The organism is Bradyrhizobium sp. GW821-FHT13H06 (assembly GCF_058803975.1).
On record NZ_JBXAPN010000003.1, the window covers coordinates 382,632 to 394,578 of the forward strand.

Genomic DNA, 11,947 nt, shown 5'->3' on the forward strand with positions numbered 1-11,947 from the left:
AGCAGATATCGATTCTGCGTGAAATGATGTTCAGAGGCCCTTCGCCTCACATATGGCTGTCTTCTTCCTCGACCAGAATCTCGCGCTTGCCGGCGTGGTTGGCTGGGCCGACGATGCCCTCCAGTTCCATGCGCTCCATCAGTGATGCGGCGCGATTATAGCCGATTTGCAGGCGGCGCTGGATATAGCTGGTCGAGGCCTTGCGATCGCGTTTGACGATGGCAACCGCCTGCTGGAATAAATCGCCGCCGCCATCCCCGCCCATGCCGGTCGCGTCGAACACGGCGCCGTCCTCGTCCTCGGCCGGCTCCTCGGCGGTAACGGCTTCGAGATATTCCGGCTGTCCCTGCGTCTTGAGATGACGCACCACCTTCTCGACCTCCTCGTCGGAGGCGAAAGGTCCGTGCACGCGGCTGATGCGGCCGCCGCCGGCCATGTAGAGCATGTCGCCCTGGCCGAGCAGCTGCTCGGCACCCATCTCACCCAAAATGGTGCGGCTGTCGATCTTGGAGGTGACCTGGAAGGCGATGCGAGTCGGGAAGTTCGCCTTGATGGTGCCGGTGATGACGTCGACCGACGGACGCTGCGTGGCCAGGATCACGTGCAGGCCGGCGGCGCGCGCCATCTGCGCGAGACGCTGCACCGCGCCTTCGATGTCCTTGCCGGCGACCATCATCAGGTCGGCCATTTCGTCGACGATGATGACGATGTAGGGCAGCGGGTCGAGCGAGAGCTTCTCTTCCTCGTAGATCGCCTTGCCGGTTTCCTTGTCGAAGCCGGTATGCACCGTGCGCGTCGGCTCCTCGCCCTTGGCCTTCAGTTCGAGCAGGCGCGTGTTGTAGCCGTCGATGTTGCGCACGCCGAGCTTGGCCATGTTCTTGTAGCGCTCTTCCATCTCGCGCACGGCCCATTTCAGCGCGACCACCGCCTTCTTCGGATCGGTCACGACGGGCGTGAGCAGATGGGGAATGCCGTCATAGACGGAGAGTTCGAGCATCTTCGGGTCGACCATGATCAGCCGGCACTGGTCCGGGCGCAGCCGGTAGACCAGGCTGAGGATCATGGTGTTGATCGCGACCGACTTGCCCGAGCCGGTGGTGCCGGCGATCAGCATGTGCGGCGTGCGGGCGAGATCGATGATGACGGGATCGCCGCCGATGGTCTTGCCGAGGCACAGCGGCAGCTTTGCCACCGTGTCGGTCGCCTCCTTCGCCACCAGCAATTCGCGCAAATAGACCTTCTCGCGATGCGCGTTCGGCAGCTCGATGCCGATCGCGTTGCGGCCGGGCACGACCGCGACGCGCGCCGACAGCGCGCTCATCGAGCGGGCGATGTCGTCGGCAAGCCCGATCACGCGCGAGGACTTGATGCCGGGTGCCGGCTCCAATTCGTAGAGCGTAACGACGGGACCCGGATTGGCCTTCACGATCTCGCCGCGCACACCGAAATCCTGCAGCACGCCTTCGAGCGAACGGGAGTTGGTCTCCAGCTCGGCCTTGCTGAGCGGCTGGCGATCGCCCGCTTTCGGGGCGGCCAGCATCGAGACGGAGGGAAGGTCGAACTTGTCGGAGGACTTCCTGGCCGCGGCCTTCGGTGCAGCCTTCTTGCGCGGGGCGCGCGCGGCCGGCTGCTCCTCTTCCTCCTCCTCGTCTTCCTCTTCTTCGTGCTCGTCCTCGTGGTCCACGTCTTCGGATTGCGGCGAGATCGAGGGCGCGGCGCGGCCGCCGCCCAGATTCGGCTCCTGGCGGCTGAATGCAGCGGCCTTGGCTTTCGGTCCGCTCGAGACCAGCGAGCGGTAGGCGGCGCCAAGCAGCCAGATCAGCCGCGCCTTGGTGCTCATCAGCGCGTGGAACAGCCAGCCCAGCGACACCGAGCCGCGGTCGCTCTCCTCGTCTTCGTCGAGCGGCTTGTCGTCATCCTCGATCTCCGCGAGCTCGTCGTCCTGCTCGCGGGCGCCAAGGCCGCAGGCGATCAGGAAGGTCGCGGTCATCGCGGCGAACAGGATCGTGCCCAGCACGATGCGATAGATCGTGCCGGCCGGTCCGAAGATCACTGCCGGCGCACGCACCAGCGCGTCGCCGACCACGCCGCCGAGGCCGGTCGGCAGCGGCCATGCGCCGCCATGCGGCCAGCAGCTGACGAAGCCCGCCGCGATCACCGTGCAGAGAATCCAGGAGCCGAGCCGCAGTGCTTCGCGGTCGAACGGGCGATGGGTCATCATGCGCCAGCCCCAGACCGCAACCGTCAGGACCAGCATGATCGCGCCGAGCCCGAGGATCTGCATCGCAAGGTCTGCACCGATCGCGCCGGCATAGCCGAGAATGTTGCGGATCGGCCGCGAGGTGGCGTGGCTGAGACTGGGATCCTGCACCGACCACGTCATCAGCGCGGCCGAGGCGACGCCCGCAAGCGCGATCAGGCCGAGGCCGGTGAGCTCGCGCATGCGCCGCGCCAGACCCTCGCGGATCGATGGCGGCAGATGGCCGACCAGCGGAATGACACGTTCGATTGCCGACATGCTCATGGGCCCCGCCTAACCCAGAGTCTCGACCAGGCGGTGCAGCGCCTGCGCCGTGGTCTCTCCATCCTGCACCAGTGCGAGGCGAATGTAGCCTGCACCGGGATTGAAGCCATCGGGCTGGAGCCGGGCCAGATAACTGCCGGGCACCACGCGCACGCCTGCTTCCTTGAAAAGTCTCAGCGTCACCGACACGTCGTCGCCGAGGGCGGACGTGTTGAGCCAGACGCAGAAGCCGGCATCGGGCCGGCGATAGCCGTAGCGATTGCCGATGATCTGGTCGGCGAGATCGAACTTGATGCGGTAGAGCCTGCGGTTCTCCTCGACATGCGCTTCGTCGCCATAGGCAACGGTCGCGACATGCTGGAGCGGCACCGGCACCTGGGGCGCCGCAACGTTGCGCAGCTCCAGGAACATGCCGATGAACTTCTTGTCGCCGGCGGCGAAGCCGACGCGCATGCCCGGCAGGTTGGAGCGCTTCGACAGCGACTGGAACGCAACCACGCGGGTGAAGTCGGGGCCGGCGCATTCCAGAACGCTGCCAGGAGCCTCGCGGGTGTAGATCTCGGAATAGCACTCGTCGCTGAGGATCACGAAGCCGTAGCGGTCGGCGAGTTGCTTCAATCGTTTGAAATAATCGGGCGGGGCGACCGAGCCCTGCGGATTGGCCGGCGAAGCCAGATAGAACGCCACCGTACGCGCCAAAATCGCCTCGTCGATGGCATCGAGATCGGGCAGGAAGCCGTTCTCGACCGTGGTCGGCAGATAGACCGGCTCGCATGCCGCGGCGCGGGTGCCGGCGCCATAGACCGGATAAAACGGGTTCGGCATCAGGATCACAGGCTTGCCGGGACGCGGCCCGACATAGCGCGCCGCGGTGATCGCCGCGAAGAAAAGCCCTTCGCGGCTGCCATTGAGGACGAGAATCTCGCTCTCGGGATCGAGCGGCCGCGGCAGCTTGAACCGCGACGACAGCCAGGCGCCGGCGGCTTTGCGGAACGGCTCGATGCCCTTGCCGAGCGGGTAGCGGCCGAAATCGGCGATGTGCTTCGCCAGTACCGGGCCGACGAAGTCGGGCACGGGATGCTGGGGCTCGCCGACTGCAAGCGTGATCAAGGGCTTACCTGGCTGATGCGGCGCCAGCAGCTCGTTCAGCCGGATGAAGGGCGAGCGGTCGGTGTCCGGGCTTCCACCGGCCTGCGGCGCACGGGATGAAGCGGTCATAGCCATTCTGGGCGCCAGCACTCTTGGAACAGCCGGTCGCGCGAAGGCACCGGCGGGAAGCGGTTCAGTTCACCATAGATAGGGCGAGGTTAAGACGCGATTAACCATCGGCCGCCGCCCGCGTCCAGAGCGGGAATATCGAGGCCGGATCACAAACAGGATGCGGGCTACAGGGCCCGGCTGGTTCCTCCACCTCTCCCGCTTGCCTGCGGGAACACTCGCGCAATGGCACTGCGCCGGCATCATCGGATCGCCTTCGGCAACCCCTTTCTTCAGGCCCCGATCAAAAGAAAAAGGGGCTCCAGCTTGCGCTGGAGCCCCTCAACGGTCAGGGCATTGCCGGGTATGTGCCCGAACCGGAGTTGTGGACGTGGTCTGCGGGGAGACCCCGTCCCGGGAGGAGACTTACATGTTGTAGGCGCGCTCGGTGTGCTCGGTGATGTCGAGGCCTTCACGCTCGCTCTCGACATTGGCGCGGAGGCCAACGATCACGTCGACGACCTTGTAGAGGATCGCCGAACCGACGCCCGACCACGCCAGCGTGGTGCAGACGGCCTTGATCTGGGCGAGGATCTGCGTGGCGAAGTCGTAATCGGCAACCTTCGGCGGGATGGCCGTGTAGTCGACGATGCCGGCGCCGCCGAGAGCGGGGTTGACCAGGATGCCGGTGCCGATGGCGCCGACGATGCCGCCGATGCAGTGCACGCCGAACACGTCGAGCGAGTCATCGTAGCCGATCGCGTTCTTCACGACGGTGCAGAAGAACAGGCAGACCACGCCGACCACGAGGCCGAGGACGATCGCGCCCATCACGCCGGAGAAGCCGGCTGCAGGTGTGACGGCCACGAGACCCGCGACAGCACCGGAGATGACGCCGAGCACGGAGGGATGACCCTTGATGATCCACTCCGCGAACATCCACGACAGCGCGGCGGCCGCGGTGGCGACGAAGGAGTTGGTCATGGCGAGGGCAGCGCCGCCGCTGGCTTCCAGGTTGGAGCCGGCGTTGAAGCCGAACCAACCGACCCAGAGCAGCGAGGCGCCGATCATCGACATGGTCAGCGAGTGCGGAGCCATCAGCTCCTTGCCGTAGCCGACGCGCTTGCCGATCAGGAGAGCGCCGACGAGACCTGCGATGCCGGCGTTGATGTGCACCACGGTGCCGCCCGCGAAGTCGATCGCGCCCATCTTGAAGATCCAGCCGGCGTCGGCATTGACCTCGTCGAGCTTGGCCTGCGCCGCGGTCTTCGCCGCCGCATCACCCGCCGCAGCGAGAGCCTTGGCCGCGTCCTGGATCAGGTCCGGACCGGGCCAGTACCAGACCATATGTGCGATCGGGAAGTAGATCAGCGTCACCCAGAGCGGGACGAACAGAGCGAGCGCCGAGAACTTCATGCGTTCAGCGAAGGCGCCGACGATGAGGGCGGGCGTGATCGCCGCGAAGGTCATCTGGAAGCACATGTAGATGAGCTCCGAGATGTTGGCGTCGACCGAGAAGGTCGCGGCCTTCGAGTCGGTGGTGACGCCCATCATGAAGGCCTTGGAGAAGCCGCCGATGAAGTCGGAGCCGCCGGTGAAGGTGAGGCTGTAGCCATACACGGCATAGATCACGGTGACGACGCAGACGGTGTAGAACACCTGCATCAGGACGGAGAGCATGTTCTTGGAACGGACGAGACCGCCGTAGAACAGCGCGAGGCCGGGGATCGTCATCAACAGCACCAGCACTGTCGATGTCAGCATCCAGGCGTTGTCTCCCTTGTTGACCGTTGGCTCGGCGTAGGCTGCGGTCGCAGCGAACAGGCCGACTGCGAGAGCCGCCAATCCCGCGCCATAGGGACGCTTGAACGTCATATTATTTACTCCTGATTGGATAAGGTTGAGCGCGAAATCAGAGGGCCGCGGCATCGGCCTCGCCGGTGCGGATGCGCACCGCGTGGTCGAGGTTGATGACGAAGATCTTGCCGTCGCCGATCTGTCCGGTTTTCGCCGCGGACGTGATGGCGTCGATGGTCTTGTCGACCTGGTCGGAGGCGACAGCGACCTCGATCTTGATCTTGGGCAGGAAGCTCACGGCATATTCGGCGCCGCGATAGATTTCCGTATGACCCTTCTGGCGGCCATACCCCTTGACTTCCGTCACCGTGAGACCGTGAACGCCGATGGCGGTCAGGGCGTCACGGACTTCTTCCAGCTTGAATGGCTTGATAATCGCCATAACAATTTTCATGGGTCCTATCCCCGCTTGGGCCCGGTCCGGACGTGGCCGGGCGTTTCTCGACTGGTTCGCCACGAGGGAGAAAATTCACTACGCGGGCACAGCCGGACCCCTAGAATCAAATGCCGTGCCAGATCGGACGTGTTGCCTAACGGACTATGAAAACGGGTGTTTTCGCGTTTGACGGGTATTTCGGTGCGGTGCGCTATTACGTCGCGCTTAAAACGTGGTCATGTCTGCTCAAATCCAGTGCAGAACAGACTGCCGACACAATGTTGCTCACGCGTCGGGCAGCAAGAAGGTAATTTCGTAGTGCAGTCGCCTATTGCAGGGCTTCACCGTGCTGCGAAATATCCAGCCCCTCGAGCTCCTGCTCACGGGATACGCGCAAGGGCACGAACAGGCCGACCAGCTTGAGCAGGATGAAGCTCATGCCCCCCGACCAGACGAAAGTGACGGCGACCCCGTAGAACTGAATCAGGACCTGTTGAGGATGGCCCTCCAGAAGGCCCGCGGTGCCGCCGATGGCGCTGGTCGCGAACACGCCGCCGAGCAGGGTGCCGGTCAGCCCGCCGATGCCATGGACGCCGAACACGTCGAGCGAATCGTCATAGTTGAAGCGGTGCTTCAGCCAGGTGCAGGCCCAGTAGCAGACCGCCCCGGCGACGATACCGATGACGATGCCGTGCCAGGGCGCGACGAAGCCCGAGGCCGGCGTGATGGTGCCGAGGCCGGCCACCGCGCCGGAGATCATGCCGAGCACGGAAGGCTTGCGCCGCGTCGACCATTCGATCGCAGCCCATGTCAGCGCGCCGGCGCAGGCGGCAAGATGGGTCGCGATGATCGCCATCACCGCGCGTGAATTCGCTGAAAGAGCCGAGCCGCCATTGAAGCCGAACCAGCCGACCCACAGCAGGCCGGTGCCCATCACCGCGAGCGACAGATCGAACGGCGAGAGATTGTCGGTGCCGTAGCCGTGACGACGCCCCATCACCTTGGCCGCAACGAGGCCTCCGGTGCCGGCCGACAGGTGCACCACGAGGCCGCCGGCGAAATCCAGCACGCCCATGCTGGCAAGGAAGCCGCCGCCCCACACCCAATGCGCCAGCGGGATGTAGACGAAGATGAACCAGGCGATGGAGAACAGGAGATAGGCGGAGAACCGCATGCGGTCGGCGACCGAGCCCGCGACCAGGGCGACCGTGATGATCGCAAACGTCATCTGGTACAGCATGAACAGCGATTCCGGGATGGTCTTCGCCGCAGGGTTGACGCTGTCCATGGTCATGCCGGCGAGAAACCAGCGGTCGAGCGTGCCGATCCACGGCCCGTCTCCGACGAAGCAGAGCGAATAGCCGAACGCCACCCAGAGAATGGAGATCAGCGTCACCGCGGAGAGGCTCTGCGCCATGGTGGCGAGCACGTTCTTCTTGCGCACCATGCCGGAATAGAACAGCGCGAGCCCCGGGATCGTCATCATCAGCACCAGCGCGGTGGCGACGATCATCCAGGCCGTGTCGGCGGTGTTGATCCCGGAGGGCGCGGCGTGCGCCGGCAAGGCCACCACGGACACAAGCCCGATCGGCGCAGCCATGCACGCTGCGCGGCGCAACAATCCCGCCATGTCGTTTCCCCCCGGCATCAATTGGCGTCGCACGCTGTGGCGTCGTTGCCCGGTGCGATCGAAGATTTATCAGAGCGCTTTCGAGCGAAGTGGATACCGGTTCGCGTCGAGAAAACGTGTCAAACCGAAGCCTAGAGCGCGTCGCTGTCGGTCTCGCCGGTGCGGATGCGCAGCGCATGGTCGATCGGCGTGACGAAGATCTTGCCGTCGCCGATCTGCCCGGTGCGGGCGGTCGCGGTGATCACGCTGACCGCCTTGTCGGCAACGTCGGAAGCGACCGCGATCTCGATGCGCAGCTTGGGCAGGAAGTTCACGACATATTCGGCGCCGCGATAGATCTCGGTGTGGCCCTTCTGCCGGCCGTAACCCTTCACCTCGGTCACGGTCATGCCGTGGACGCCGATCGCGGTCAGGGCCTGCCGGACCTCATCGAGCTTGAAGGGTTTGATGATCGCGACGACGAGTTTCATGGTCAGGCCTATTCCCCGGGATGCGCCGCGCCGCATGTCCCCGGCGCAGCGTCAATCTGGCATCTTTCCGGGCAAATGGCATAAAAAAGTTGCAGACTGAAGCGGAAAAACGTCTGGCCATGTCAACGGCCGCCTCTGTACAGGGCAACCGTTCATCATTCACAATGCATTTTTGGCATGGATGCGGTGAACCCGCGGCGGTCGGGCGGTACAAAAGAGTTTTGGGGGACGCTTCATGGCGAGTTGGTTTTACGCATCCGAGGGCAAGCAGCAGGGGCCTTTTCCGGAGGGACAATTCCGCGATCTCATCGCCCAGGGCATCGTCCGCCCGGATACGCTGGTATGGACCGAGGGCATGGCGGGCTGGCAGAAGGCTGCCGAAGTCCCCGGCCTGATCGGCGGCGGCGCCCCGCCGATGATGCCGGCCGGCGGTCCACCGATGATGGGTTCCGGCGGCTATGCCGGCGCAGGCAGCGGCGGCTCTCTGGCGGTCGATTTCGGCATCCTGGAATTCACCTGGCGCAGCATCGTCCTGCTGATCGGAATGATCTTCATCATCCCGGCGCCGTGGGTTTTCGTCTGGTACACGAAATGGATCGTGTCCTGCGTGAAGGTCCCGGGCCGGCCCAATCTCAGCTTCATCGGCGACGCGATGACGCTGGTGCCCTGGTATTTCGGCTTCATCGTTCTGGCGATCGCCCTCGGCTTCATCGGCAGCGATATATTGAGCAACCTGCTGTTCGTCGCGCAGATCGTTCTCTACTGGCTCCTGATCAAATGGATGATCGCGAACCTCGCCTCCAACGGGCAGCCGCTCGGCTTGAGCTTCACCGGCACGATCTGGGCCTATATCGGCTGGAATCTGCTGTTTGCGATCTCCATCATCACCATCATCGGGTGGGCCTGGGTCGCCGCGGCCCAGATGCGCTGGTTCTGCCGCAGCGTCGAGGGCACGCGGCGTGAGGTCGTGTTCAAGGGGAGCGGTCTCGACATCCTCTGGCGCGGCATCGTCGCTGCGATCCTGTGCAGCCTGATCATCCCGATTCCGTGGGTCTATCGCTGGATCATGAACTGGTTCGCCTCGCAGACCGAGCTCGTTCCGCGCGGTTCGTTCGGAGCATGACCCGGACAGCCACCGGCGCGATCCATCGCGCCCCGTGGCGCTATGCCTTCCGCTCGCGCACGGAGCCTTCCTGCGCGACGGAGGCGACCAGCGTGCCGTCGGGCTTGAAGATCGAGCCGCGGGTCAGGCCGCGGCCGCCTTGTGCGCTCGGCGAATCCTGCGCGTAGAGCAGCCATTCGTCGGCGCGGAAGGGGCGGTGAAACCACATCGCGTGGTCGAGGCTCGCCGGCATCATGCGCTTGTCGAACAGCGTGCGGCCATAGCGCGCCATGATCGCATCGAGCAGCGAGAAATCCGAGGCATAGGCGAGCGCGCACATATGCAGCGCCGGATCGTCGGCCAGCTTCGCCGCGGTCTTGATCCAGACGTGAATGCGGCCGTCGTCGATCTTCTGGCCGAAATAGCGGCCGAGCTCGACCGGGCGCAGCTCGATCGGGCGGTCGGATTCATAGTAGCGGCGGATGAACTCCGGCATCTCCTTGAACATCGGCTGCTTCGCGACCTCCTCCGCCGTGAGCTTCTCCGGCGGCGGCACGTCGGGCATCTTGTCCTGATGGTCGAACGCGCTCTCCTCCTCGGCGTGAAACGACACCATGATCGAGAAGATCGCGTTGCCGTGCTGGATCGCGGTGACGCGGCGGGTCGAATAGCTCTTGCCGTCGCGCAGGCGCTCGACCTGGTAGATGATCGGGATCTGCGGATCGCCCGGCAGGATGAAATAGCAATGCAGCGAATGCGGCAGCCGGCCCTCGACGGTGCGGCACGCGGCAACCATCGCCTGCCCGATCACCTGGCCGCCGAACACCCGCTGCCAGCTCGTCTTCGGGCTGTTGCCACGGAACAGATTCACCTCGAGCTGCTCGAGGTCGAGGATCGAAATGAGGTCGATCAGGCTTTTGGACATGATGATGCTTTCGAAGATCTCGTCATTCCGGGGCATCGCGATAGCGATGAACTATAGTGCGCAATTGCGCACCTGAGAATCCCGAGCTGACAACCTCTGGATTCCGGGTTCGCGCTTGACGCGCGCCCCGGAATGACACATCGGGCCCTTCGGCCCTTGTTTCACCGCACTGTTTCGCCCAGCTCAAGTCTGCTAGCAAGACCGAGAATTGACCGGGAAACTTGGTATGTCGGTACAGGGTAGTATTGTCATCGGTGGCGGCGCGTTTGCAGGGCTTGCGCTGGCCCTGGCGCTGCGCCAGGGGCTCGGGCCCGAGATCCCCGTCATCGTCGCCGATCCCGCGCTCGGCACGCGGCCGAGCCGCGACCCCCGCGCCACCGCGATCGTGGCCGCCTGCCGCCGCCTGTTCGAGACGATCGGCGCCTGGGACGCCGTCAGGAGCGAGGCGCAGCCCATCCTCGACATGGTCGTCACGGATTCGAAGCTGGAGGACGCCACGCGTCCGGTGTTCCTCAACTTTGCCGGCGATGTCGCGCCGGGTGAGCCCTTCGCGCATATGGTCGAGAACCGCCGCCTGATCGATGCGCTGGTGGTGCGTGCGGAGGCCGAGGGCATCGATCTGCGTGCGACCACCGTGGCGTCCTACGACGCGCGTTCCGACGGCATCGACGTGACGCTTGGCGACGGCAGCGTCATCGCGGCGAGCCTGCTGGTCGCCGCCGATGGCGCGAGGTCGAAGCTGCGCGAGCGCGCCGGCATCGCCACGCATGGCTGGGAGTACGACCAGTCCGGCATCGTCGTCACCGTCGGCCATGAGCGCGATCATGAGGGCCGCGCCGAAGAGCATTTCCTGCCCGCAGGTCCCTTCGCGATCCTGCCGTTGTCGGGCAAACGCTCGTCGCTGGTGTGGACCGAGCGCCGAGCTGAGGCCGCGCGCATCATCGCGCTCAGTGACGAGGAATTTCACAGTGAGCTCGAGCGGCGCTTCGGCCTGCATCTCGGCGAGGTGAAGGCACTCGACAAGCCGCGCGCGTTTCCGCTGTCTTATTTCGTTGCGCGTTCCTTCATCGCCGAGCGGCTGGCGCTGGTCGGCGATGCCGCCCACGTCATCCACCCGATCGCTGGGCAGGGCCTCAACATGGGCCTGAAGGATGTCGCCGCGCTGGCGGAAGTGGTCGTCGATGCCGCACGGCTCGGCATGGATATCGGCGGTGCCGACGTGCTCGAACGCTACCAGCGCTGGCGCCGCTTCGACACCATGGCGATGGGCGTTGCCACCAACTCGCTGAACTTCCTGTTCTCCAACCAGTCGACGCTGCTGCGCACGGTGCGCGACATCGGCCTCGGCCTCGTCGACCGCGCCCCGCCGCTGAAGAACCTCTTCATCCGCCAGGCCGCGGGCCTCACCGGCGAGGTGCCGCGGCTGTTGAAGGGCGAGGCGTTGTAGGGGCGAATAGCGATTGGCGAGTAGGTCCATTCGCTATTCGCTACTCCCTATTCGCTCACATTCAATCGATCTTGCGCGCCTCTTCCGGCAGCATGATCGGGATGCCGTCGCGGATCGGATAGGCGAGCTTGGCGCTGCGCGAGATCAGTTCCTGCTTTGCGGCATCGAACTCGAGGGGGCCCTTGGTCAGCGGGCAGACCAGAATCTCCAGCAATTTGGGATCGACGCTGGCTTCGGCACGTTCGGTGGGCGCGTTCATGGGATTCTCCGGCACTCGGCTGCCTCTAAAGCACGATCCGGAAAAGTGCGCAGCGGTTTTCCGAAAAGACCATGCTTAAGCAACAACCTGAAGCGCGATGACGATTCATCCTCATCGCGTCGCGCTTTAGCATAGAAATTCGCGCCCGCCCATCGCAGGC

At 64.7% G+C, this 11,947-nt stretch carries 10 protein-coding genes; 2 read left to right on the plus strand and 8 right to left on the minus strand.

The features are described 5' to 3' along the window. Window positions 1–46: 46 nt before the first annotated feature. From AC1RQP_RS14255 to AC1RQP_RS14280, 6 genes are all read right to left on the minus strand, one after another. Window positions 47–2,524 (minus strand): DNA translocase FtsK, encoded by a 2,478-nt coding sequence (locus AC1RQP_RS14255; protein WP_492937430.1) that lies wholly within the window; start codon window positions 2,522–2,524, stop codon window positions 47–49. Window positions 2,525–2,533: 9 nt separating this feature from the next. Next, the gene (locus tag AC1RQP_RS14260; protein WP_492937431.1) at window positions 2,534–3,748 is read right to left on the minus strand and encodes an aminotransferase class I/II-fold pyridoxal phosphate-dependent enzyme; all 1,215 of its coding nucleotides are present in this window, start codon (window positions 3,746–3,748) and stop codon (window positions 2,534–2,536) included. Between the two features lie 399 nt (window positions 3,749–4,147). Next, window positions 4,148–5,596 carry an ammonium transporter gene (locus AC1RQP_RS14265; RefSeq protein ID WP_492937432.1) on the minus strand — a complete coding sequence of 483 codons (1,449 nt, stop codon included), beginning with the start codon at window positions 5,594–5,596 and terminating at the stop codon, window positions 4,148–4,150. Window positions 5,597–5,633: 37 nt separating this feature from the next. Beyond that, window positions 5,634–5,972 (minus strand): P-II family nitrogen regulator, encoded by a 339-nt coding sequence (locus tag AC1RQP_RS14270; RefSeq protein WP_008142813.1) that lies wholly within the window; start codon window positions 5,970–5,972, stop codon window positions 5,634–5,636. Window positions 5,973–6,282: 310 nt separating this feature from the next. Further along, window positions 6,283–7,584, minus strand: a complete 1,302-nt coding sequence (locus AC1RQP_RS14275; protein ID WP_492937433.1) for an ammonium transporter — start codon at window positions 7,582–7,584, stop codon at window positions 6,283–6,285. A 131-nt stretch (window positions 7,585–7,715) separates the two neighbouring features. Next, on the minus strand, window positions 7,716–8,054 hold the full coding sequence (locus AC1RQP_RS14280; RefSeq protein ID WP_028176997.1) for a P-II family nitrogen regulator: 339 nt from the start codon (window positions 8,052–8,054) through the stop codon (window positions 7,716–7,718). 235 nt (window positions 8,055–8,289) lie between these two features. Here AC1RQP_RS14280 and AC1RQP_RS14285 point away from each other — a divergent pair, with 235 nt between their 5' ends. Then, window positions 8,290–9,177 (plus strand): DUF4339 domain-containing protein, encoded by an 888-nt coding sequence (locus AC1RQP_RS14285; RefSeq protein ID WP_492937435.1) that lies wholly within the window; start codon window positions 8,290–8,292, stop codon window positions 9,175–9,177. A 40-nt stretch (window positions 9,178–9,217) separates the two neighbouring features. On the opposite strand, the gene tesB is transcribed toward AC1RQP_RS14285, so the two are convergent. Next, on the minus strand, window positions 9,218–10,081 hold the full coding sequence (gene tesB / locus AC1RQP_RS14290; protein ID WP_239628697.1) for an acyl-CoA thioesterase II: 864 nt from the start codon (window positions 10,079–10,081) through the stop codon (window positions 9,218–9,220). 226 nt (window positions 10,082–10,307) lie between these two features. On the opposite strand from tesB, the gene AC1RQP_RS14295 reads away from it, so the two are divergent. Next, window positions 10,308–11,528 carry a ubiquinone biosynthesis hydroxylase gene (locus tag AC1RQP_RS14295; RefSeq protein ID WP_239628699.1) on the plus strand — a complete coding sequence of 407 codons (1,221 nt, stop codon included), beginning with the start codon at window positions 10,308–10,310 and terminating at the stop codon, window positions 11,526–11,528. Between the two features lie 61 nt (window positions 11,529–11,589). Here AC1RQP_RS14295 and AC1RQP_RS14300 read toward each other — a convergent pair whose 3' ends face one another. Beyond that, a complete protein-coding gene (locus tag AC1RQP_RS14300; protein WP_028177001.1) occupies window positions 11,590–11,787 on the minus strand; it encodes a Trm112 family protein in 198 nt (65 codons plus the stop codon). Window positions 11,788–11,947: the final 160 nt, after the last annotated feature.

What these genes read in the sequence shown, in the direction of transcription:
- AC1RQP_RS14255 (WP_492937430.1), bottom strand. Translation starts at nt 2,524, where the DNA reads ATGAGCATGTCGGCAATCGAACGTGTCATTCCGCTGGTCGGCCATCTG.
- AC1RQP_RS14260 (WP_492937431.1), bottom strand. Translation starts at nt 3,748, where the DNA reads ATGGCTATGACCGCTTCATCCCGTGCGCCGCAGGCCGGTGGAAGCCCG.
- AC1RQP_RS14265 (WP_492937432.1), bottom strand. Translation starts at nt 5,596, where the DNA reads ATGACGTTCAAGCGTCCCTATGGCGCGGGATTGGCGGCTCTCGCAGTC.
- AC1RQP_RS14270 (WP_008142813.1), bottom strand. Translation starts at nt 5,972, where the DNA reads ATGAAAATTGTTATGGCGATTATCAAGCCATTCAAGCTGGAAGAAGTC.
- AC1RQP_RS14275 (WP_492937433.1), bottom strand. Translation starts at nt 7,584, where the DNA reads ATGGCGGGATTGTTGCGCCGCGCAGCGTGCATGGCTGCGCCGATCGGG.
- AC1RQP_RS14280 (WP_028176997.1), bottom strand. Translation starts at nt 8,054, where the DNA reads ATGAAACTCGTCGTCGCGATCATCAAACCCTTCAAGCTCGATGAGGTC.
- AC1RQP_RS14285 (WP_492937435.1), top strand. Translation starts at nt 8,290, where the DNA reads ATGGCGAGTTGGTTTTACGCATCCGAGGGCAAGCAGCAGGGGCCTTTT.
- tesB (WP_239628697.1), bottom strand. Translation starts at nt 10,081, where the DNA reads ATGTCCAAAAGCCTGATCGACCTCATTTCGATCCTCGACCTCGAGCAG.
- AC1RQP_RS14295 (WP_239628699.1), top strand. Translation starts at nt 10,308, where the DNA reads ATGTCGGTACAGGGTAGTATTGTCATCGGTGGCGGCGCGTTTGCAGGG.
- AC1RQP_RS14300 (WP_028177001.1), bottom strand. Translation starts at nt 11,787, where the DNA reads ATGAACGCGCCCACCGAACGTGCCGAAGCCAGCGTCGATCCCAAATTG.